Annotated in this window: 19 protein-coding genes; 14 read left to right on the top strand and 5 right to left on the bottom strand. The window is 63.0% G+C overall.

Going from position 1 to position 22,115, the window contains the following annotated elements; genetic code table 11:
* Positions 1-412 precede the first annotated feature (412 nt).
* The 3 genes from NKH60_RS15535 to NKH60_RS15525 all read left to right on the top strand — a co-directional run bounded on the left by NKH60_RS15535 (position 413) and on the right by NKH60_RS15525 (position 3,982).
* A complete protein-coding gene (locus NKH60_RS15535; RefSeq protein ID WP_352872637.1) occupies positions 413-1,015 on the top strand; it encodes an SMI1/KNR4 family protein in 603 nt (200 codons plus the stop codon).
* A gap of 142 nt (positions 1,016-1,157) precedes the next feature.
* On the top strand, positions 1,158-2,774 hold the full coding sequence (locus NKH60_RS15530) for a GMC family oxidoreductase (RefSeq protein WP_352872635.1): 1,617 nt from the start codon (positions 1,158-1,160) through the stop codon (positions 2,772-2,774).
* Positions 2,771-3,982, top strand: a complete 1,212-nt coding sequence (locus tag NKH60_RS15525; RefSeq protein WP_352833488.1) for a mandelate racemase/muconate lactonizing enzyme family protein — start codon at positions 2,771-2,773, stop codon at positions 3,980-3,982. The genes NKH60_RS15530 and NKH60_RS15525 overlap by 4 nt, the downstream gene beginning before the upstream one ends.
* Before the next feature lie 99 nt (positions 3,983-4,081).
* On the opposite strand, the gene NKH60_RS15520 is transcribed toward NKH60_RS15525, so the two are convergent.
* Positions 4,082-5,020: a diacylglycerol/lipid kinase family protein gene (locus tag NKH60_RS15520; RefSeq protein WP_352833485.1), complete on the bottom strand. Its 939-nt coding sequence runs from the start codon at positions 5,018-5,020 to the stop codon at positions 4,082-4,084.
* A 737-nt stretch (positions 5,021-5,757) separates the two neighbouring features.
* On the opposite strand from NKH60_RS15520, the gene NKH60_RS15515 reads away from it, so the two are divergent.
* The 3 genes from NKH60_RS15515 to NKH60_RS15505 all read left to right on the top strand — a co-directional run bounded on the left by NKH60_RS15515 (position 5,758) and on the right by NKH60_RS15505 (position 8,005).
* A complete protein-coding gene (locus NKH60_RS15515; protein WP_352833483.1) occupies positions 5,758-6,192 on the top strand; it encodes a hypothetical protein in 435 nt (144 codons plus the stop codon).
* 6 nt (positions 6,193-6,198) lie between these two features.
* Positions 6,199-7,329: a hypothetical protein gene (locus NKH60_RS15510; RefSeq protein WP_352833480.1), complete on the top strand. Its 1,131-nt coding sequence runs from the start codon at positions 6,199-6,201 to the stop codon at positions 7,327-7,329.
* 160 nt (positions 7,330-7,489) lie between these two features.
* The gene (locus tag NKH60_RS15505; RefSeq protein WP_352833478.1) at positions 7,490-8,005 is read left to right on the top strand and encodes a hypothetical protein; all 516 of its coding nucleotides are present in this window, start codon (positions 7,490-7,492) and stop codon (positions 8,003-8,005) included.
* An 8-nt stretch (positions 8,006-8,013) separates the two neighbouring features.
* On the opposite strand, the gene NKH60_RS15500 is transcribed toward NKH60_RS15505, so the two are convergent.
* The gene (locus NKH60_RS15500; protein WP_352872631.1) at positions 8,014-9,636 is read right to left on the bottom strand and encodes an FAD-binding protein; all 1,623 of its coding nucleotides are present in this window, start codon (positions 9,634-9,636) and stop codon (positions 8,014-8,016) included.
* Between the two features lie 118 nt (positions 9,637-9,754).
* Between NKH60_RS15500 and NKH60_RS15495 the strand changes: the two genes are divergently transcribed.
* Positions 9,755-10,249: a YegJ family protein gene (locus NKH60_RS15495; RefSeq protein ID WP_352469768.1), complete on the top strand. Its 495-nt coding sequence runs from the start codon at positions 9,755-9,757 to the stop codon at positions 10,247-10,249.
* Between the two features lie 15 nt (positions 10,250-10,264).
* On the opposite strand, the gene NKH60_RS15490 is transcribed toward NKH60_RS15495, so the two are convergent.
* Both NKH60_RS15490 and NKH60_RS15485 read right to left on the bottom strand, forming a co-directional pair.
* Complete coding sequence (locus NKH60_RS15490) at positions 10,265-11,236, bottom strand: DUF3137 domain-containing protein (protein ID WP_352833474.1); 972 nt, start codon at positions 11,234-11,236, stop codon at positions 10,265-10,267.
* A 72-nt stretch (positions 11,237-11,308) separates the two neighbouring features.
* Positions 11,309-12,349: a CapA family protein gene (locus tag NKH60_RS15485; RefSeq protein WP_352469766.1), complete on the bottom strand. Its 1,041-nt coding sequence runs from the start codon at positions 12,347-12,349 to the stop codon at positions 11,309-11,311.
* Between the two features lie 141 nt (positions 12,350-12,490).
* Here NKH60_RS15485 and NKH60_RS15480 point away from each other — a divergent pair, with 141 nt between their 5' ends.
* The 7 genes from NKH60_RS15480 to NKH60_RS15455 all read left to right on the top strand — a co-directional run bounded on the left by NKH60_RS15480 (position 12,491) and on the right by NKH60_RS15455 (position 20,367).
* Positions 12,491-13,744, top strand: coding sequence for a hypothetical protein (locus NKH60_RS15480; protein ID WP_352469765.1), 1,254 nt, complete (start codon positions 12,491-12,493; stop codon positions 13,742-13,744).
* Positions 13,745-13,858: 114 nt separating this feature from the next.
* Complete coding sequence (gene uvrB, locus NKH60_RS15475) at positions 13,859-17,143, top strand: excinuclease ABC subunit UvrB (RefSeq protein WP_352502229.1); 3,285 nt, start codon at positions 13,859-13,861, stop codon at positions 17,141-17,143.
* A gap of 432 nt (positions 17,144-17,575) precedes the next feature.
* A complete protein-coding gene (locus NKH60_RS15470; RefSeq protein WP_502907744.1) occupies positions 17,576-18,922 on the top strand; it encodes an ATP-binding cassette domain-containing protein in 1,347 nt (448 codons plus the stop codon).
* On the top strand, positions 18,849-19,103 hold the full coding sequence (locus tag NKH60_RS35160) for a P-loop NTPase family protein (protein WP_502907743.1): 255 nt from the start codon (positions 18,849-18,851) through the stop codon (positions 19,101-19,103). Before NKH60_RS15470 ends, NKH60_RS35160 begins: the two co-directional genes overlap by 74 nt.
* A 102-nt stretch (positions 19,104-19,205) precedes the next feature.
* Entirely contained in the window at positions 19,206-19,379 is a 174-nt protein-coding gene (locus NKH60_RS15465) for a hypothetical protein (RefSeq protein ID WP_023719167.1), read from the top strand.
* A 128-nt stretch (positions 19,380-19,507) separates the two neighbouring features.
* Positions 19,508-19,936, top strand: a complete 429-nt coding sequence (locus tag NKH60_RS15460; RefSeq protein ID WP_352469762.1) for a VOC family protein — start codon at positions 19,508-19,510, stop codon at positions 19,934-19,936.
* A gap of 77 nt (positions 19,937-20,013) precedes the next feature.
* Positions 20,014-20,367: a DUF1428 domain-containing protein gene (locus tag NKH60_RS15455; protein ID WP_352683481.1), complete on the top strand. Its 354-nt coding sequence runs from the start codon at positions 20,014-20,016 to the stop codon at positions 20,365-20,367.
* Here the strand turns inward: NKH60_RS15455 and NKH60_RS15450 are convergent.
* Positions 20,354-22,009 (bottom strand): tetratricopeptide repeat-containing sulfotransferase family protein, encoded by a 1,656-nt coding sequence (locus tag NKH60_RS15450; RefSeq protein WP_352833469.1) that lies wholly within the window; start codon positions 22,007-22,009, stop codon positions 20,354-20,356. The genes NKH60_RS15455 and NKH60_RS15450 overlap by 14 nt on opposite strands.
* Positions 22,010-22,115: the final 106 nt, after the last annotated feature.

Genomic DNA, 22,115 nt, shown 5'->3' with positions numbered 1-22,115 from the left:
CGAGGAGGTCGCGTCGACCTTAATCAAGACGCTTCGGTGCGAGTGGATCCACGGCTTCATCGCCGACTTCTTCAACACTATCGGTGGAAAGTTGCCATCCAGCCGCTATTGCGCCCGCTTCGCTGTCACCGGCGAACATTACTGAACGCAAACAGATTAATCAAAGCCGTAGCGAGGCTCACCGACATTGCAACAGCAAGACTAGACTTCCGCAGCGGATCGCAGCTTGGCAAGTCTCACGTCTCCGGCCGAACGAACTGGCTGGCGACCTTAGGTTGTAGGCGCGAATGTCACCGTCGGGCGTGATTACCAACTCTGTGATGTTCGCCCGTTGTTTTCGATGTGATAGATCAGGTTGACAAGGTAGACCCTAGAACCCGTCAAAAGTGGGTAAATGGAGCTATTAGGGACAATGCGTTCGCAGGAAGAATGGTCAAGCGAAGAAGACGCTCGTGCCTACCGAGAGCTCCGAACCTTGGTCGATAAATGGAAACGCCTCGGATACAAGACCTATCCGGATGGAACCGAGTGGATTGGCCATACCCCGCATCGAGCGCCTCAAGCGTATTTGCATCAGCTGTACGCACCACTTGGCGCCATCGGAATTGGGCAGATGGAGTCTGAAATTTCGCGTCGACTCCCAGATAATTTCCGTTGCTTTCTCATGCTCCACAACGGGATAGGTCTGTTTGCGAATTATATAAGCGTCTATGGGCTGCGACGTAGCTGGTCACGCACAAATTTAGTGGAGGCGGGTCAACAACCCTTCTCCATACTGGAACCAAATATAAAGAGACGACCAGGCAATGCACCAGACGATGTTCTCTTTATTGGTGCGCTAGGGGACAATGACGATTTAATTGGCATGAATCCGGACGGGGGGATCTTTCGCTGGGAGAGTGATGATCCTCTGTCCGGTTCGACCAAGTCCTACTCAAGCGTGTTCACCTTCCTGCTGGAAGAAGCCAATGAGGCGGCGGCCCTGTTCGACCCGGATGGGCGCGAACGCGACTGAACTCGGGCAGCAGGCGACAGGTTGACATTCAGACTGAATATCCCCGGTCGCTTTTTTCACAACGGATGCCGGAAGACCCGGCGACGCTGCGTCGCGCCCAAGCCTAGGTTAGAGCCGAATTCCGGAGCCAGCCGTATCCACCATGCAGACCTATGATTTCATCATCGTCGGCTCCGGTTCGGCCGGCTCGGTCCTGGCCGAAAGACTGTCGGCTTCCGGCCGCTTCTCGGTGCTGGTGCTCGAGGCCGGCGGCAGCGACCGTCGCTTCTACGTGCAGATGCCGCTCGGCTACGGCAAGACCTTCTTCGACCCGGCGGTCAACTGGAACTACAAGGCCGAGCCGGATCCCGGCCTGGCCGGCAATGCCGACCACTGGCCGCGCGGCAAGCTGCTCGGCGGCTCGAGTTCGATCAACGCCATGGTCTGGATCAGGGGCGCGCGTGAGGATTTCGACGCTTGGGCAGCGGCCGGCAATCCCGGCTGGGGCTTCGATGACCTGCTGCCCGCCTTCAAGGCGCTGGAGGATAATCAGGCCGGCGCCGACCAATGGCGCGGCGTCGGCGGGCCGCTGCATGTCACCGACTGCTCGACCTCCGTCCATCCGCTCACCAAGCGCTATCTCGCCGCCGCCAACCAGGCCGGCCTGCCGCTCAACCCGGATTTCAACGGCGCCTCGCAGGAAGGCGTCGGCGTCTACCAGATCACCACCAGGAACGGCCGCCGCATGTCGGCGGCGCGCGCCTTCCTGCGCCCGGCGATGAAGCGCAAAAATGTCCGCGTCGAGATCAACGCGCTGGCGACAAAGATCCTGTTCGAGGGCAAACGCGCCGTCGGCATCGAATATCTCCAGAATGGCGCGACGAAAACCGCCCGTGCCGGCCGCGAGGTCATCCTGTCGGGCGGCTCGGTCAATTCGCCCCAACTTCTCCAGCTCTCCGGTGTCGGCCCGTCGGCGCTTCTTGGCGCGCTCGGCATTCCCGTCGTTCACGCCAACGAGAATGTCGGGGCAAACCTGCAGGACCATGTCGGCATCAACTACACGTTCAAGGGCAGTCTGCCGACGCTCAACCAGATCCTGCGCCCGTGGTGGGGCAAGCTGCTGGTCGGCATGCAATACGTGTTTTTGCGCTCAGGCCCGCTGTCGCTGTCGATGAACAATGCCGGCGGCTTCTTTCGCACCGATCCGGCCACGGCACGGCCCAACATGCAGCTCTATTTCCAGGCGTTTTCGACCGTCGTTCCGAAGAGCGGCGAACGCCCGATCCTGACGCCCGATCCATGGCCGGGCTTTTCCATCGGACTGTCCAATTGCCGTCCGTCGAGCCGCGGCGAAATCATGATCCGTTCCGCCAATCCGCGCGATTATCCCAAAATCGTCGCCAATGCCTTTTCGACCGAGGCGGACGTCGCTGAAATGCTGGCGGCGGTAAAATTCGTCCGGAAGATCGCCTCGATGCCAGCGATGGCGGAGATCATAGAGGAAGAGGTTTTGCCCGGTCCCTCGATCACCTCCGACGCGGATCTCATTCAGGATTTCAGGAAGCGCTCGGGCACCGTCTATCACCCGGTCTCGACCTGCCGCATGGGGCCGGACCCGGCGCGCGCCGTCGTCGATCCGCGCCTCAAGGTACACTGCATCCAGGCGTTGCGCGTCATCGACGCCTCGATCTTTCCGGACAACATAACCGGCAACACCAACGCCGCCGCGATCATGACCGGATGGAAGGGCGCCGAACTGGTTCTGGAGGATCAAAAATGAAAATCACCGACGTCAAGACCTGGGTGGTCGGCAATCCGCCGCCCGGCATCGGCGGCAAGTATTTCATCTTCGTCAAGCTCACCACCGATGGCGGCGTCGTCGGCTATGGGGAGGCCTACAACGCCACCTTCTCGGCACATGTCACCGCAAAAATGGTCGAGGACATGGCAGAGCGCTATCTCGTCGGCCGCGATCCGCACGACGTCGAAAACTTCTTCCGCCGCGCCTATTCATCCGGCTTCACCCAGCGCCCCGACGTGTCGGGCATGGGCTGTTTCTCGGCGCTCGAAATCGCCTGCTGGGACATTATCGGCAAGGAGGCCGGCAAGCCGGTCTACAAGCTGCTTGGCGGCCAGGTGCACGAAACGCTGCGTTCCTATACCTACCTCTACCCGCACAGCGGCAGCGTCCATTCGGAGGACGCCCGCGGCAAGAACGTCTACAACGACCCCGATCTGGCCGCCGCCTGCGCGCTCGAATATGTCGAGCAGGGTTTCAATGCGGTCAAGCTTGACCCAGCCGGCCCCTACACCGCCTTCGACGGCCACCAGCCGCGCCTCGTCGACATCGACCTCTCCGCCCGCATGGTCAAGGCGATCCGCGAGGCGGTCGGCACAAGAGCCGACATCCTGTTCGGTACGCACGGCCAGTTCACCGCATCGGGCGCGCTGCGCCTCGCCCGCGCCATCGAGCCCTATGATCCGCTGTGGTTCGAGGAGCCGGTGCCGCCCGACATGCCCGAGGTGATGGCGCAGGTCGCCCGCGCGACCCCGATCCCGATTGCCACCGGCGAGCGGCTAACAACCAAATTTGAGTTCGCCCGCGTCATCGAGAACCGTGCGGCGACCATTCTTCAGCCCGACCTTGGCCGCTCCGGCGGCATTCTCGAAACCAAAAAGATCGCCGCCATGGCCGAAGCCTACCACATCCAGGTCGCGCCGCACTGCTATTGCGGGCCGATCGTCGGCGCCGCCAACATCCAGCTCGCGGTAACGCTGCCCAACTTCCTCATTCTGGAATCGCTGAAGCAGTGGAACGGCTTCCACGAAAAGCTGCTGAAGAAGAAAATCGAATGGCAGGACGGCAACGTCATCCCGTCGAAGGAGCCGGGCCTCGGCGTCGAGCTCGACGAAGCCGTCTGCGAGGCGCATCCCTGGACCGGCAAGGACCTGCATTTGCAGATGATGCAGACGCCGCTGATGCCGTGATCTGTCGAGCGGGCGACAATGTCACGCGATTTCAACGTGTTGGACGTAGGGCTGGAATCACCGCCGAAAGAACTTGAATCAATCCCTCAACGCCTTGATTCAATATCTCAGCGTCAATGCGCCGGGCAGGATTTCGAAGGTCGCCGGTATGCGACCCGGCGATTCGCCGTCTATGTCGATCAGCGCGGCGTTCTTTTGCACATCGCCGAGCGGCTCGACAACCACTTTCTTGCCGCGCAAAATGGTGATCGCCGGATGGTTGCGGTGCCGCCCGCCATAGAGCAGGCGGATGTCCCAGATCAGCTTCAGCTTGCCGGCGGCGCGCAGGATGACGATGTCGAACTCGCCGTCGTTAAGCTCGGCGTCGGGCGCGATCATCATGCCGCCGCCGAAGAATTTGCCGTTGGCCACCGCCACCAATGCCATGCGCGCCTCGACCGGGGCACCGTCGTCAATGGTGATCGCCACCTCCTGGAAGCGGTAGCGGAGGAATTCCCAGACCGTGCGCCAGTAGAACAGCGCCTTGGCCGAAACCTTGCCCTTGCGCTTGTCGGCATTGACGGCACGGTCGGTGGCGCCGGAAAGCCCGAGACTGGCGATGTTGATGAAATGGCGGCTGGCCAGCGCGCCATGGTCGTCGACATAGCTGATGCAGCCGGCATCGACCTTGCGCGGCTTGGCCTCGGCAATCCGCTTCAGCGTCAGATCGACATTGTTCGACAGGCCGAGCCCGCGGGCGAAGTCGATGCCGGTGCCGCACGGCAGCAGCCCGAGTTCGGCCGTCCGGCCGCTTTCCCGGAAAGCCTTCAGCAGCCCGTCGGCGACCTCGCTGGCGGTGCCGTCGCCGCCCGCCGCGATCACCAGCTCGAAGCCGATGGCGGCAAGGTCGAGCGCCAGCCGTTCGGCATCGCCCTCGGCCTGCGTTTCACGCAGCTCGAAATCGCCGAAATGTCTTTTCAGCGAAGCCGCAACCTCGGGCCAATGCCGCTTGAGCCTGCCGCCGCCGGCGATCGGATTGAGAACCACCGCGACCTTCAAGCCTGCCTCCCCAAGGCCATCGAACACGCCTTCCAATCATTTGCCGGCATTGAAGCCCGCGCCGGGCCGCGGGGCAAGGGTCGATTACCCGACAATGCGGCTTCGGCATCGAGGCGGCAAATCCCGACCGGCGGCGGCAGAGATCGGAAAGTCGCTATTTTGGCAGGGTCAGTCCCCGATAATCCCGCTATCCACAGGCTCGCGGCAGTTTCGCCAAACGCTTATCCGACGTACGTTAAAACCCATCTCAGGCGGCTACCGATCGCCACGCCGAAAGGCAAAGCGGAACGGCGGATTTCCTGAGGCCCGTACGGCCCTGAACGAGAACAGGCTTGCTTGTTGGAGGGATGGACGCCGAGACCTACGGGGCCGCGGAAAGCGTGCGAACGCCGACGGCGGACCGATGCTGCCATGAAGGACGGCAAAAACCTTCGATGGCGCGCTGGGCAAAGCTCGCAAGAGTGGAGACCGGCGTGGTCCGGAACGGACGCTGCCTTCGGGCGGCGACTGGCAGGACCGTCAAAATCAAGGCCGGCATGGCGCGACATCTTTCGGGAGTTGCTGCCGCGACCGTGTCCTGATCTGACAGGGAGGCGCTGGGAGAAATCCCGGCGCCGACTGTCTTTGTGGCCCCGCCTGACGATTTTGCCGGCGACGCTTCACGCTGCGCCAAAATCAGCTACTATCCATTTGTCGTCGGGGGCCGTTTAAAGGGGCTGACGGCAGGGGGACATTTCATGATGCTCATCCAGAAGCTTGCTGTTGCCTATGCTTTCCTGTTCTTCGGCGTTGTTGCCATCGGCTATGTGCCGGCTTTCAACGACGCCGGCGGCAATCTGTTCGGCCTGTTCTCGCTGCAATGGTACGACGATTTGCTGCACGCCTTCTCCGGCGTCTGGGCGCTGGCCGCCGCCTTCATCTCGCACCGCCAGGCGGTGTTCTATTTCAAGCTGTTCGGCTCGGTCTATCTGTTCGACGGCGTGCTCGGCCTGGTCACCGGTTCCGGCTGCCTCGATGGCGGCATCTTCATCAACGGCTTCCGCTCCCTGAACGATATCGAATTCCCGGCCCGCTTCTTCGCCAACCTGCCGCACATCTTCATCGGCGGCTTCGCCGTCTACGTCGGGTTCTGGCTGTCGAAACGTGTGTACGACCATTTCGCCACGGCCTGACCGGCCATGTTCCTGTTCCGCTGGCTGAAGCGCATCATCAAGGCGATCCTCTGGCTCGTCGTCATTGTCGTGTTGATCCCGATCGCCGGGCTTGCCTACGGCTTTCTCACGACGCCGTCGCTGGACACAACGCCATTGCCGGGCGTCGCCGAGGGTGCCCCGCCAAAGGCGCTGGCCGACAAGATCCGTGCCGAGATCCCCGGCTACCAGCGGCCGGAGGAATCGACCTTTCTTACCTATCCGGAATGGGCCATCGTCTACGCCGCCCGCGAATATGCCGGCTTCGTCGACAAGAAGCAGCCGAGCGGTTTTCCCTATCTCTCCTATATCGGCCGCTTCTGGCAGGACTATGCGATGGTCATCCGCGCCAGCTCCACCTACAAGTTCAACCTCGACAACCACCAGATGCTGGTGGTCATCGGCACCAGCCACACGATCGAGCACGCCATCCAGTGGGCCTATGAAAATACGATCGGCCGCGTCACCGAAGCGATAGCCGGCAAGCGCACCGCCGTCGACATCTACCAGGCCAAGGTGGCGGCCGATTATGCCGGTTTTCTCGACCAGGTGCCGTGGTACCAGTTTCCCTATGCCGAAAAGCGTGCCGGCCTGTTTGCCGTCCAGCCGGCAGCGGACGACAGCGCCGTCCGCACCAGCGAACGCAAGCTCGCTTTCGGCCTCGCCGACACGATCAAGCAGGGCTATGCCGATCTGATCAAGTCGGCGCTCGCCGCCACCACCGATCCCGCCTTGCTCGATATTCATGTCTGGGCCAAGGGTCCGGTCGGCGAGGTGACGCGCAACGAACCCGACACCTTGCTGGAGCGCGATCTCGGCGCCGACGGCGCGATCTTCGTCACCAGACGCTATCAGGTGTTCACCGACATGATCCCGCGCCTGATCGGCAAGGGCGTCTCCTTCGTCGAGATCGGCGGCAATGACGAGATCATGGTCACCATGCTTTCCAATGACGAGATCAATGTTCCCGAAGGTGCACGCACCTTGTTCAGCTACCCGCTTCCGGCGCAACCTTCGACGCGCCGCACCGGCCTGACCGTCGCCGTGCGCAAGCTGCACATCGTGCTGCCGGCGCTGATGACGGCGGGCGCCAGGCTCGAGCATGTCTACGATTACTGAGGCCTTTCGGTCACAGTCGGCCTCGGCAGGACGTTGCGTGATGCTCCGTCACGCTCATTCCACAATCGCGGCCAAATCCCGCCTTGTTCCGCAACGATTGATGATGCCGTAGACACGTTGTCTTGCGCACATGTGCCAGGCAACTCGGAGGGACACGACCGTGATCAAGACCGCCCTTGTCGCCATGACCATCGTCGGCTGCGATTGCGACGCCAGGCTTTGCGAATATATCGGCGAGACGCCCGCCAAATGGTCGACCATCGCCGAATGCGAAGCGGCGATGAAAAGCCAGATGCTGCACGAGCGCAATTTCGACTATCCGCTGGTCTCCGGCATCTGCCGGATACAGAACTCGTCTTCGTCATCGCAGCTCGCTGCGACCGCTTCCGAGCCTGAATTGACGACGGGCAGTACGGCCGCGACAGACCCGCTGCCACCGGAACTGAGCCATCGGCCCAGTGCTGCGGTCGGAACGCAGGCCACGGCGACGGAAACGGAAGCCGTCCGGCCGGTCGCCTATGAAGCGGCGGTCGATGGCGGCCGCGCCGTGCTCTACCGCACGAAGGCCGGCTACGCCGTGGTCAAGACCGATCTCGGCCGCGCCGCATCGGCAACGATCGGCATCGCCAGGCGTTCGGCGAACTGGCTGGCGGCGAAGCTGCCTGACGGTCTGTAGCCGCCGCTTCAGGCCGTGCCGATCAGTGCCTTGACGGCGCGATAAAAAATCGACGAAAACAGCTCGCCCGGATCGTATTGCAGCTTCTTCGCCAGGAAGGACGGCAGTTCCGGATAGGAGGCAAGCAGTTCCTTGCCTGTGTAGTGGAGCTGGTAGGGCAGGAAAAAACGCCCGCCATGCTTGATCGTCACGTCGATCAGCGCCCTTGTCAGCGTCCGCATCCTGGCATTACCGTCGGTGTCTGTCGGCTGATTGATGTAGAGCACCAGCGAATAGGCCGGCTCCGGCGCATAATTCAGCGCCACATCCTCCTTGTGGACGATGCGTACCGACGCGTTGAGCACCGGCAGGGTCTGGTTGCGCAGGATCTCGCGCGCTTCCGCGATGAACGGGTTATAGGCCGCCCGCGGGATGAAATACTCGTGCAGGATGTCGGTCTCATCGAGCAGATCGTTGAACAGATAGGGCACTGAATCGTGCATCGGATTGTTGCGCGTGACGAGGCAGGCCTCGCCCTCGCCCATTGCCGTCGTCCGCGCCACCGTGCAGCTCTCGAATTGCGGCTCCAGCGTCTTTTCGGTGAACCATTTCAGCTCCTGGAACAGGCTGCCCCATTTCGCCAGGTTAATGATCACCCGCTTGAGCCCGACCGAACCCGGTTCACCGATTGCCGGCTGGTCGGCCGGCGGCTGGTCGGCGACCTTATCATAGCGGTAGACGATCATATCCTCGAGGAAATTGCCCGGCGCAGTCGACAGATGCCCATAAAACAGACCGATCGCCCTGTTTGGCGCCAGAACCTCGGCGAAGAACGTCGGGAAATCGTCCGATTTGATGATCTCGCGCGAGGTCCGGTAGACGGCGTTGTCGACGATGTCGAGTGTCGCCTCCAGCACCACGCCGAACAGGCCGTAGCCGCCGACGACGTGGCGGAACAGCTCGGTATTTTCGGCCGGTGAGCAGGTCGTCACCGAACCGTCCGCCAGCATCACCCGCATCGATCGGATCGAACCGGCGACCGAGCCGGCCTGGTGGTCCATGCCATGCGCGTTGACCGACAGCGATCCGCCGACCGAAAAGATGTCGGTCGACTGCATCGCCTTCACCGCGAAGCGCGGGTGCAAAAGGTTCTGGATGTCGTGCCAGCGCGCGCCCGGCTGCAAGGTCATCGTCTTTGCAGCCGGGTCGATACTGACCTTGTTGAATTTACGCATGTCGAGGACCAGCGCGTTGTCGTCGAAGGCGTGGCCGCCCATCGAATGGCGCACCGCCGCGACCGAGACCTTCAGGCCATTGGCGCGGGCAAAGGCCAGCGCGCTCGCGATGTGGTCTTCCTTGCTGACTTCGATAACGCCGTAGACCGGTGTCATCGACAGGCCGCTGGCATCGTTGATGTTGCCGCCCTTGGTCAGCCATGGCAGCGCCGGATCGTAGGCTGGCGGGCCCTCCAGCGGCTTCTGCGCCAGGTCGATTCCGTCAATGTCGGCGATGCGCCCGGAATTCTTCTGCCCCGACGGACCGCGCGCCAGCCGCGCCACGGTCGTGCCGCCCCAGAGCATCGCGCCGCCGACCACGGTCGTACCCAGCAGCAGCCGCCGCGACAGGCGAAACCCCTTGCGTTCTTCGACCATAGCCCCACCCCACTGCCCCAGGAATAGCGCCTGATGGAGACAAAAACCAGTTGCCAATCAGACGTTCGGCGAACGATGATCCGGTTTGTCTGGCGAAAATGTCGAAAGCAGTCGCATCATGAAGCTTGCAGCCCGTATCGCGCTTGCCCTGTTGCTTGCGTTTGCTCCGGCATCAGCCGACGCGCAGACTCCTGGTCAAGGCGACGACAAGGTCGTCAGCGTAGCTGGCGACGATCCGGAGATGGCGGCCGCTATCGAGCAGGCGCGTGCCAGCCTCGACGACTTCCTGGTATTGGCCGACGCACCGCCATCCGGAACGGCCGACTTCCAATTGAAAGTCGTGGTCAGGGACGGGGACGCCACTGAACATTTCTGGGTCTTTCCCTTCCACCGGACGGCGGCCGGATTTGCAGGAACCTTGGACAACGAGCCGCAGACCGTGCACAACGTCGTGGCAGGCCAGGAGATCGAATTCAGCCGGGACGATATTTCCGACTGGGGCTACATGAAGAACGGCCGCCGGGTGGGAAGTTTCACTGTCTGCGTTCTCTTCAAAAAAATGTCGAAGGAAGACGCCGACTATTATCGCCAGAACTATGGCTTCGATTGCTGACGGCTGAATTCTAGTTCAACCGGCTTCTACATCCTTCACGCCGATCTTGCGGACCAGTGCCGCGGTCGCCAGGATCGTGGCCATGTCGGCGATCATCGGCGCAACATGCTTGGCATAGTCGAGCGGCACAGAGATGTCCGGCAGTTCGAAGAAGTTCTTCGTCTGCGGAAGCAGCAGAAAGCCGTCGCTGCCGTTGAGCGCGACGCGTGCCGGTTCCTTCGGCCATGTTTCGCCAAGCCATTCGAGCGCCTGCGCCAGCCGGCCGGTCACCAGCGGCCGCGCCGCTTCGATGTTGTCGGTGTGGAACTCGTAGGCGGCGTCGAGTTCGGGTACGCCGCATGACAGTTGTTCCGTCTTGCTGCCGAACATGCCTCGGAAGAAACCTACCACCATATTGGCACGGCGCGCCGCCACCAAGATTCCCGGGAACGGCGCAATGGTGTCGAACGCGATAATGACGCCCTTGAACGCCTGAGATGTGGTCTTGCCGTTCCTCTCCAGCAGCGTCACCTCGTAGAGCTCGAACGCAAAGCCTTCATACCGACCGGAGACGACGTCCTCGAAATACGAACGGTTGAACACGCCAATCGTCTCGCGCGGCAGCCGATCGAAGGAGTTCGGCGTTACGCCATGCTGATAGCGCACGTCCTGGATGAAGCCGAAGACGATCGGCAGCAAACTGTTGCGGAACGTCTGCTGCAATTTGCGCGCTGGCCTGATCGCCTGGAGATAGAGCAGGATCGCCGCCAGGAACCCGCCGATATAGAGGAACACATGCGGGGTCGAGAACCACTGCTCGTTGGGGTCGGCAACCGCGTTGAAGAGCCAGGCCACCAGCGCCACGAAGACAACCACCGATCCGATGAAAAGTGGCACCCGCCAGCGCGTCCGGCGATAGGCCGAAGCCCTTTGCGCCTCGTAGGCCTCGATGTCCTTCCTGAGGCCGGCGATCACCGCTTTGCTCGGCATGAAATCCGCAGTTTCCATCACCCACCCGCCCCACAAGCCCGCCCGCGTTGGGCATGATAGCCGGTTTGGTGGACCGCGTCAGCGCAGCTGTCAGCGCCCGGCACCGAAGATCGCATCGAGGCGGGCCAGAACCCTTTGCCTGGATTTTCCCGCCAGCGTTTCAACCGGCATCAGCCGCTCGTGATCGCCGGCGCGCAGCCGCATGAAGGCATGCAGCCGGTAGGCGGCGATGGCCCCGCGCGTGCCGGGATCGTCGCTGATGTCGACGACGAGAATGGCGCCGATGCGGCCGGGCCATGGCTGGCGCGCGAAGGCGGTGCCGATGAAATCGCCGAGCCCATAGGCGACGAGCGTCTTGCCGATCCGCTCGATCGGCTGCACGACATGGGCATGATGCCCGGCGATCAGGCCGACGCCATGTTCGGCCAGAAGTCGCGCCATTGCCCGCGTCTTCGCACGTGGAAAATGCCGGAATTCCCAATCCCAATGCGGCACCGCGCAGAGGAGGTCGACACCCGAAGCGGCAGCGTGCGGCCATTGCGTCGGATCGGCTTGCATCGAGACTCGGCCCGCCAACTGAGCCTCGTCGGTATTGCGCCACAAGGTAAAGGCGGCAAGGCCTATGGTCAGCGAACCAACCGCAAACCGCTCGACCGGAGCCGCACTGCCGATCGTGCGGATGCCTAATTGCTCCAGCGCGGCGACGGTCTCGTCGAAGCCGGCAATACCCTGGTCGAGCACATGGTTGTTGGCCAGCGACAGCACCAGTTTTTCACGCGAAATGCCGGCGGCGGCCAGCGCCTCGGCAAGGAACCGCTCGCTCATCGCGTGGTGCGTGCCGAGCCTGGTGCCCCAAACAGCGCTCGGCCGCTCCACCACCGGGCTTTCGCAATTGCCGACCACCAGATCGGCCGAGGCAAGCAGTGCCGCAATCGCCGGATCGCAGTCTGGCGCGCGGCGATTGGCCACCGCCGAGATATCGCCGACGAAAGCCAACCGCACCGTCCGCGCCGGCAGTGGTTCGAGCAGGGCTGCGGCCGCCGGAGCAAAGCCGCGCGCGTCGCCATTGAGCGAAGGCCGGAGAAAACGCGGCAGCCACGACAGTTTGTAGGAAAGCGGATAGTTCGACACGCGACGCCCAATCGTTTGCCTTGTGTAGACCGTCCGCCGGATTGATTGAAGCGTCGACTGTTGTGGGTGAACCGCAGGCCACAGGCGCAGCGAACCAAATGCGTGTATGATCCACTGCGGAGCGACAAAGGGGCGATCACGATGACGCGTTTTTCCAGGCTGGTGGCGTGCGCCATCATTCTTCTCCTGCCGCTGGCTTCACCCAGCGCCGCGGCTCCCGAAGCGGCGGCCCTGTTCGAGGCAAAAATCGTAGCCGAACGCGACAGCGCTCTTGCCGCTCTGGAAGCCGCCGCGCCAGGCGATCCGGCAGCCGCCTACGCCGCCGGCGCCGGCGAATTCTTCACCGCGCTGGAGATCCTGGCCGGCGGCCTGCACCGCCACGGTTTCGACAGCCCGCAATCCTTCATGCTGCCGCTGATGCGGCTGCCGGTGCCGGACAATGCCAACCCCGAGCCGCTGACCTACGAACAATTCCGCGCCATTCTCGTCGCCTTCCGCGACAGGCTGGAGAAATCCGCGGCCACGCTGGGTTCGGTACCCGCCGACGCGGACATCGGCATGGTCATCGACCTCACCCGCCTCGGCATCGACCTCAACGAGGACGGCACGATCGCGCCGGACGAAAGCGCCGCGGCGATCATGGCGTCTCTGTCACGCGGCGGCGGTGCGCCAGACGCGGCCGCACCCGCCCTCATCTTCCGCTTCGACCGCGCCGACGGCTATTGGCTGCAGGGCTATGCCGAGTTCCTGATGGCGCAGGCCGACTTCTGGCTGGCGCATGATTTCAGAAACACGTTCGACGGCTCCTTCCACATGCTGTTCCCGCGCGCAAAACTGCCGCTGCAGGATACGCTCGTGCCGCTGGACGGTGGCACGAATGGCGGCATCCTGACGTCCGAATGGCGACTAGCCGACTTTATCTCCCTGGTGCATCTCATTAACTGGCAAGTGGTCGAGCCTGAGCGCCGGCAAGCGGCACGCCGCCATCTCATGGAAATGATCCGGCTGTCGCGCGAGGATTGGAAAGGCATCCGCGCCGAAACCGACAATGACCGCGAATGGCTGCCGGGGCCGCAGCAGAAAGGCACCAGCCCGCTGACCGGTCTCGAAGTTGGTGAGCAGCAGGTACAGGCCTGGCTCGCCGCCCTTGATATGGCCGAGGATCTTCTGGAAGGCCGCACCTTGCTGCCGCATTTCCGCATCGCCGACAAAGGCATCAACATGAAGCGCTTCTTTGATGAGCCAAAAACCTTCGACCTGGTGCTGTCGATCACCGGCCCGGCCATCGCGCCCTATCTCGAGCGCGGCAAGACTCTCACCAGCGAGGAGTTCAACCAGATCCAGCGCCAGTTCGGCGGCGCCGGGTTTCTGACGTTCGCGCTTTGGTTTAATTGAGCGGCGCACTTCGACGTTGCTCCTGACAGCCTGCTGTCAGCAGCCAAATTGCGCGCGGCACCCTTCACCACTCCGCTCTTTCCATTTTGGCCGATACCTCCCATATTCGGGGCCATGGCCAGACTCTCCGACAAGAAAACGCCGCCGCCGGCGAATGACGAGCGCGCTTCGCCGCACAAGCGGCGCAGTCCGCTGACCGATTTCCTCGATGCCTCGGAGCCGCTGCATGGCTTTGCCGAAGCGCCGCAGGCCGAATTCACCGGCGCGCCGCTGACCGGCTCGATTGCCGACTGGGCCGAGCAGATCGAGCAGGAAGCCGAGAAGGAAGGGCGTCAAATCTCCCCCCTCGAGGGGGAGATGTCGCCGAAGGCGACAGAGGGGGTCGGCAAAGGAAGCGCTCGGCATCAAGGGTCGCCGAGCACTGCCGCACCGACCCCACCCGGCGGCTCCGCCGCCACCCTCCCCTCGAGGGGGAGGGAAGGCGCCAAGTCTGCCAAGAAAATCCCGGAGCGCTCCTCTTCTCCCGGCCGTACGGCACGCGGCACCTCGATGGGCGGCGCGGCTTCGGCGCGGGAGCGTACCGCGGCCGGTCTCAATCCCGTCGCCGGCCTCGATGTCTCCCTGGAAGAGGCCGAGACCATGGCCTCGGGCGGCGTCACCGCGACCGTCGCGGCGCTGTCGGCGCTGATCGAATCCGGCAATCCGCTGCACAAGGACGGCGTGCTGTGGACGCCGCACCGCCCTGCCCGGCCTGAGAAATCCGAAGGCGGCATCGCCATCAGGATGGTCTCGGATTTCGAGCCGGCCGGCGACCAGCCGACGGCGATCAAGGATCTCGTCGAGGGGGTCACCAGCAACGACCGTACCCAGGTGCTGCTCGGCGTCACCGGCTCGGGCAAGACCTTCACCATGGCCAAGGTGATCGAGGAGACGCAGCGCCCCGCTCTGATCCTGGCGCCCAACAAGACGTTGGCCGCGCAGCTCTACTCCGAGTTCAAGAAATTCTTCCCGGAAAACGCCGTCGAGTATTTCGTCAGCTACTACGACTACTACCAGCCTGAGGCCTATGTGCCCCGGACCGACACCTACATCGAGAAGGAATCCTCGATCAACGAGCAGATCGACCGCATGCGCCATTCGGCGACGCGCTCACTGCTCGAGCGCGACGACGTCATCATCGTCGCCTCGGTGTCCTGCATCTACGGTATCGGCTCGGTCGAGACCTATACGGCGATGACCTTCCAGATGCAGATCGGCGACCGGCTCGACCAGCGCGCGTTGCTCGCCGACCTCGTCGCCCAGCAATACAAGCGCCAGGACATCAACTTCGTCCGCGGCTCGTTCCGGGTGCGCGGCGACACGATCGAGATCTTCCCGGCCCACCTCGAGGACCGCGCCTGGCGCATCTCGCTGTTCGGCGACGAGATCGAGGCGATCACCGAGTTCGATCCGCTGACCGGCCAGAAGACCGGCGAGCTGAAGAGCGTCAAGATCTACGCCAATTCGCACTATGTGACGCCGCGGCCGACCTTGAATCAAGCCATCAAGTCGATCAAGGAAGAACTGAAGTATCGCCTGCAAGAGCTTGAAAAGGCTGGCCGCCTGCTTGAGGCGCAGCGGCTTGAGCAGCGCACCCGCTTCGACCTGGAGATGCTGGAGGCGACCGGGTCCTGCGCCGGCATCGAGAACTATTCGCGCTATCTGACCGGCCGCCAGCCGGGCGATCCGCCTCCAACCTTGTTCGAATACATACCCGACAATGCGCTGGTCTTCGTCGACGAAAGTCACGTCACCATACCGCAGATCGGCGGCATGTATCGCGGCGACTTTCGTCGCAAGGCGACGCTGGCCGAGTATGGTTTCCGCCTGCCGTCCTGCATGGACAACCGGCCGCTGCGCTTCGAGGAATGGGACGCCATGCGCCCGCTCTCCGTCGCGGTTTCGGCGACGCCCGGCGCCTGGGAGATGGAGCAGTCCGGCGGCGTCTTCGCCGAGCAGGTCATCCGCCCGACCGGCCTCATCGACCCGCCGGTCGAAGTACGCCCGGCCAAGACGCAGGTCGACGACGTCGTCGGCGAAATCCGCGAAACCACGAAGGCCGGCTACCGCACGCTGGTGACCGTGCTGACCAAGCGCATGGCCGAGGATTTGACCGAATATCTGCATGAGCAAGGCATACGCGTGCGCTATATGCACTCCGACATCGACACGCTGGAGCGCATCGAGATCCTGCGCGACCTGCGCCTCGGCGCCTTCGACGTGCTCGTCGGCATCAACCTGTTGCGCGAAGGCCTCGACATTCCCGAATGCGGTTTCGTCGCCATTCTCGATGCCGACAAGGAAGGTTTCCTGCGCTCCGAGACATCGCTGATCCAGACGATCGGCCGCGCCGCCAGAAACGTCGACGGCAAGGTCATCCTCTATGCCGACCAGATCACCGGCTCGATGGAGCGGGCAATGGCCGAGACCAACCGCCGTCGCGAAAAGCAGATGGAGTGGAACGCGGCCAACGGCATCACCCCGGAATCGGTCAAGTCGCGCATTTCGGACATCCTGGACTCGGTCTACGAAAAAGATCATGTCCGCGCCGATATCTCGCAGTTCACCGACAGCGCCGGCGCGATGATGGGCAACAATCTGAAAGCGCATCTCGACGCCCTGGACAAGCAGATGCGCGATGCCGCCGCCAATCTCGATTTCGAGAAGGCAGCCCGTATCCGCGACGAGATCAAGCGGCTGCGCGAGATGGAGCTGTCCATCTCCGACGATCCGCTGGCCAAATATGCCGACATGGAAAGCCCGGTCTCGGGCCGCGAAAAGGGCAAGCACAACAAGGGCGTGGCCAAACACCGTACATCGGAGGAACAGGAGCGTTTCCGCAAGCTCGACGAGGCACGTTCGGCCGAAGAGGCGGCCCGGCCCAACCTCTTCCGCAAGCCGGCACTCGACGAGATGGGCGCCGACGGCGCCGTGCCGGTGAAGAAGCCGCTGTTTTCGAAGCCCTCGCTCGACGCCATGGGGCCGGGCACGGATATGCCGACCCCGGCCGGCGCAGTGTCGCGTTCGCTGTTCAAGAAGCAGTCGGCCGAAGAGGCGCACGGCTCCGACTTCGGCATCCCGGGCGAACCGACCAAGCCGCTATTCAAGAAGAACTCGCTCGACGAGATGACCGTGCGGCGGACGGAAAAGCCGGTCGAAGGAAAGGTGCCAGCGAAACCACAGCCGATCTCCCCCCGTGTGGGGGAGATGCGCGGCAGGGCAGAGGGGGGCGCAAAGGAACGCAACGATTCCGCCAAACCCATTGTCCGCCAGCGCAGTGGTATCGGCTCCTACGAAGACCCGGCCGACGCCCGCCGTGAAAAGCGCCGCCCCGGCAAGACGGGGCGCCCGGGACGCTAGCGAGCTTCCCTTCTCCCCTTGGGGGAGAAGGTGGATCGGCGCGCAGCGCCGAGACGGTTGAGGGGTGCTGGACGGATCGCCGTCGGTGCCAAGCTGGAGCACCCCTCATCCGACCGCTTCGCGGCCACCTTCTCCCACAAGTGGAGAAGGGGGAGCCTATCCACTTGCCATCGGGCCTAGCCTTGGTGTAGCCAGTTTCTACAACTCGAACGTCTTGAAAGGAGGGCTGCGTGTTATTTTCTCACCACCGTCAGCGCGGCCCTGTCTTTGCCCTGCGAGCTAGCTTGCAGGGCTGACCAGGGACGGTCCGGGTTTTTCCCCGCTTCGATTTTTTGGTCTGCCCTTCGTGGTGCGCAATGCCGAGCCTAATGGCTGGCACGTGCACCGTCAAAGTGCATTGAGCCGGGCTCCGGCAAGACCAGAGAAATCAAAATGGCCCTGATCAGCCTCAAATCCCTCGGCGTCACCCTGAATGCGCCGCTGTTTTCCAACCTCGACCTCACCATCGGCACCGGCGACCGGCTCGGCATCGTCGCCGCCAATGGGCGCGGCAAATCCACTTTGCTGAAGTGCCTGACCGGCGAGATGGAGCCGACATCAGGCGACATCACCCGTACGCGCGGCCTGCGCGTCGGCTATGTCGAGCAAGTCGTCCCGGCAGCGCTGGCCGGGCGCAGCTTCCAGCAGGTGGTCGCTGATGCCTTGCCGGCCGGACAGGTCGAAAGCGAACAATGGCGCGTCGATGTGGTTCTTGACTCGCTTGACGTGCCAGAACCGATGCGCGGGCGGCCAATGCAGGCGCTGAGCGGCGGCTGGCAAAGGCTGGCGCTGATCGCCCGCGTCTGGGTCACCGATCCCGACGTCCTGCTTCTCGACGAGCCGACCAACCATCTCGACCTCGGCAAGATCAGCCAGCTCGAGACCTGGCTGAACGCGCTGCCGCGCGAGGTGCCGGTGGTGATCGCCAGCCATGACAGGGCGTTCCTCGATGCCACGACCAACCGCACGCTGTTCCTGCGTCCCGAACAATCACCGGTGTTTTCGCTGCCCTATTCGCGGGCGAGGCTTGCGCTGGACGAGGTCGACGCCTCGACCGAACGCAAGTTCCAGCGCGACATGAAAGTGGCGCAGCAGCTGCGCCGGCAAGCGGCCAAGCTCAACAATATCGGCATCAATTCCGGCAGCGACCTTTTGACGGTCAAGACCAAGCAGCTCAACCAGCGGGCAGAGCGCCTGGAAGAAGCGGCAGCGCCGGCACACCGCGAAAAGTCGGCGGGCGCGATCAAGCTTGCCAACCGCGGCAGCCATGCCAAGGTGCTGATCACGCTCGACGAGTTGGTGGTCGGAACACCTGACGGCACGGTTCTGTTCAGCACCGGCAAGCGCCACATCTGCCAAGGCGACCGCATCGTCCTGCTCGGCCGTAACGGCGTCGGCAAATCACGGCTGATCGGCCTGATCCGGAACGCCATCGTCGAGCCGGAAACGGCGGCGCAAAGCCTGAAGGTGACACCGTCGACCGTGCTCGGTCATAGCGACCAGGCGCTGTCCGGCATCGACGGCGATGACACGCCGCTGGCGATGCTCTCGCGCAAATTCGACGTCGGCGAGCAGCGCGCCCGCTCGCTGCTCGCGGGCCGGCGTCAGCATCGACATGCAGGAGCGAAGGATCGGCGTGCTGTCCGGTGGGCAAAAGGCGCGGCTGATGATGCTGGCGCTGAGGCTCGCCAATCCCAACTTCTATTTGCTCGACGAGCCGACCAACCACCTCGATATTGATGGCCAGGAGGCGCTGGAAGCGGAATTGCTGGAACATCAGGCGAGCTGCCTGCTTGCCTCGCACGACCGCTCCTTCATCCGCGCGGTTGGCAACCGCTTCTGGCTGATCGAGAAACGGCGGCTGACCGAGGTCGACGACCCGGAAGCTTTCTTCCGGGAGGTAGCCGAAGCCGGCGGTTAAAAAATTGCGGAAAAAATCCGGCGCTCTGTCGGATGATGATCGCATGCCACGTCCTTAGGTTGCCGACACGGTGATGCCGGCGCCAATCGAGGAGAAAGCATCATGTCTATTCTGTCATCCATAGGTCACGCCGTGACGCGTTACTCGGCGGCTCGCGCCCGTTATCGCAGCGAACGCGCCATCCTTTCATTGCCGATCGAGCTGCGCAAAGATATTGGCTGGCCGGAAATCGTCGTCGACGCGCAAAACAGCCCGCGGATTCGCATCGAAGGTTGAAAGGTGGCAGTTGGCCGTCGCGGCAGGCGCCATTTCGAATCCAAAAAACCATCGGCCGTGTAGGATCGTCGCCGTTCCGTTCGTCCTGTGGTTCGCAAAGGCAAACCAGACGCAAAGAGGAGCATGACATGAATGACCAGCCGCAGACCCAGCCCGCCGCCAAGGTGCTTGGCGGATTGACGCCCTACCTTCAGTTGGATGGCGCTTTCAAAGCCGCCGAATTTTACCAAAAGGCCTTCGGTGCCGAGCAGGTCTTTGCCTATCCGCCGGACGAACAGGGCCGTACCATGCATATCCATCTCCACATCAACGGTTCGACCCTGATGCTTTCCGACTTCTATCCCGAGCATGGAATGGCCGCTGTGAAGCCGCAGGGCTACACCATGCAGCTCCATCTCGGCAGCGACGATATCGACGCCTGGTGGCAGCGGGCCATCGAGGCGGGGTGCGAGGAAGTCGTGCCGTTGCAAGTGATGTTCTGGGGTGATCGCTGGGGCAATATGCGTGATCCGTTCGGCGTCGAATGGGCAATGAACGCACCGGTGAAAGCAGCTTAGCATTCCACACAGGCTGTGTCTGAAATCACCTCTCCCGCTCCAGAGGGAGAGGAAAACGATCGCATGGAGGAAATCAGATGTCCTATGTCGACGGTTTCGTACTTGCCGTACCGAAAGCAAAGCTCGATGCTTACAAGAAGCTGGCGGAAACCGGCGGCGCCGTCTGGAAGGAGCACGGTGCTCTTGCCTACGTCGAATGCGTCGGCGACGACGTCCCTTATGGCGAGCTCACCTCGTTCCCGCGCGCCGTGCAGGCCAAGGACGACGAGGTCGTCATCTTCTCATGGGTGGTCTACGAATCGCGCCAGAGCCGCGACGCGGTGATGGCCAAGGTGATGGCCGATCCTCGTCTCAAGCAGGACTGGGAGACCATGCCGTTCGACGGCAAGCGCATGATCTTTGGCGGTTTTCAGCCCTTCATCGAGCTGTAGGCGCCCCTCGATCAAGTTTATTGAGCAGCGGCTTCAGCCGGTCGCCATAGCGCTTCCACAGGTCGACCGAGCCCTGATACATCGGCTGGCGCACTTGCGCAGCCGACGCCGTTCGCACCGGCCGGTCGGTCTGGTGGAACGACAGCACGGCGTCGTCCCACGGCAGGCCGAGATGGGCGATCAGCGCCCGCGACTGGCCTTCTTGGTCGGCGACGAAATCCTCGTAGCGAACGTCGTGCACGACATCAGGCAGCACGGCATGCCAGTGCGCCATGATGTCGGTGTACAGATTGTGGAAATCGGCGAGCTCGTCGAGATCGTAGCCGTAGCGATGGCTGTCGCCGCGGAAGTGCACCTTGTAGATCGACAGGCAGGTCGCCGCCGCATCGCGCGCGCAATGGATGATCTTGGCCCGCGGCAGCATCATGTGGATGAAACCGACCAACAGGAAATTGCCGGGCATCTTGTCGGTGACGTGTCGAGAACCCGGATAGCGGGCGTGCAGCATGTCGAGATAGGCCTGGCCGGCCTCGGCATAGGCCTTGTCGGGCATGTCGGCGATGCCCCAGGGAAAGCCGCCCTTCATGCTGAGCGGAAACTGCTTGCCGACCGCCGTCTTCAATATGCTGAGCTCGCCGGCGCCATAGACCTGCGGATGGCTGGCGATGATCTGCTCGACCAGCGTGGTGCCGGAACGCGGCATGCCGACGACGAAGATCGGAGTGTCCTCGGCTATCTCGCTCGGCTTGTGCCTTTCAAAAAAGGCCTTGTCGAACACCGCCTTCATCGCCTCGAACTCGCCGCGCGTCTTGCCGGCGTCGTAGTCGATGCCCTGGCGGCGGATCGCGTTGCCTTCGGCGAAATAGTCGAAGGCGCGGCCATACTCCCTGAGGTCGTCATTGGCCTTGCCGAGACCGAAGGAAAGCTGCATGCGCGCCAGGCTGCCTTGCGGCGCCTTGGCGTGCTCCGCCTCCATGCGGGCAAGCTCGGCGTCGCGCTCCTTTTGGCGCTTGACCTGGGTAAGCATCAGCCAGGCCCTCGCCATGCCGGGGTCCACAGCCAGCGCCTGCCTGAAAAGATCCGCAGCCTCGTCGAGATTGCCCTTTTCCATCAGCCCGACACCCAGGCCGTGCAAAAGATCGGCATCCTTCGGCCGGATCGTCAGCGCCTCGCGAAAAACAGCCAGTGCCTCATCCAGCCGGCCCGCTTCCTGCAGCGTTTCGGCAAGCCCGACGCGGGCGCGGACATGGAACGGGTTACGGCCCATCGTGCCGCGATAAATATCCTCGGCGCCTTCGAATTGGCCGAGCTGCTTCAGCGACGAGCCGAGATTGTCACGCGCCGCCAACTGGTCCGGCCGAATCGCCACCACCTTGCGGAAGAGATCGGCGGCGGCCGCGACCCGGCCGAGGTCGCGCAGCACGGTGCCGAGATTGTTGAGGAAATCCGGATTGTTCGGTTGCAGACGCACCGATTGTTCGATCAGCGCCAGCCCCTCAGCGCTGCGCCCGGTCTGGTGCAGCAGAAGCCCGAGGAAATGCGCAGCAGCCGGGTGGTTGGCCTTTTGCGCCAGCACCTGTCGGTAAAGCGCCTCGGCTTCCTGCCGGCGCCCCGCCTGGTGCAACTGCAGCGCTTGCTGCACGTACTGGTCGAGCCCCAGTGGTGGCTGCCCGCCTGAGCCGTAACGTGCGCCTGCCGGTTGTCTCGGATCTCTGTTGATGGGAAACCTGCCGTGTTGTCCGCCTGCC

The sequence above is a fragment of the Mesorhizobium sp. M1006 genome, assembly GCF_040318825.1.
In the GTDB taxonomy this organism is placed as follows: domain Bacteria; phylum Pseudomonadota; class Alphaproteobacteria; order Rhizobiales; family Rhizobiaceae; genus Mesorhizobium.
This window is presented reverse-complemented; position numbering and strand designations above follow the sequence as displayed.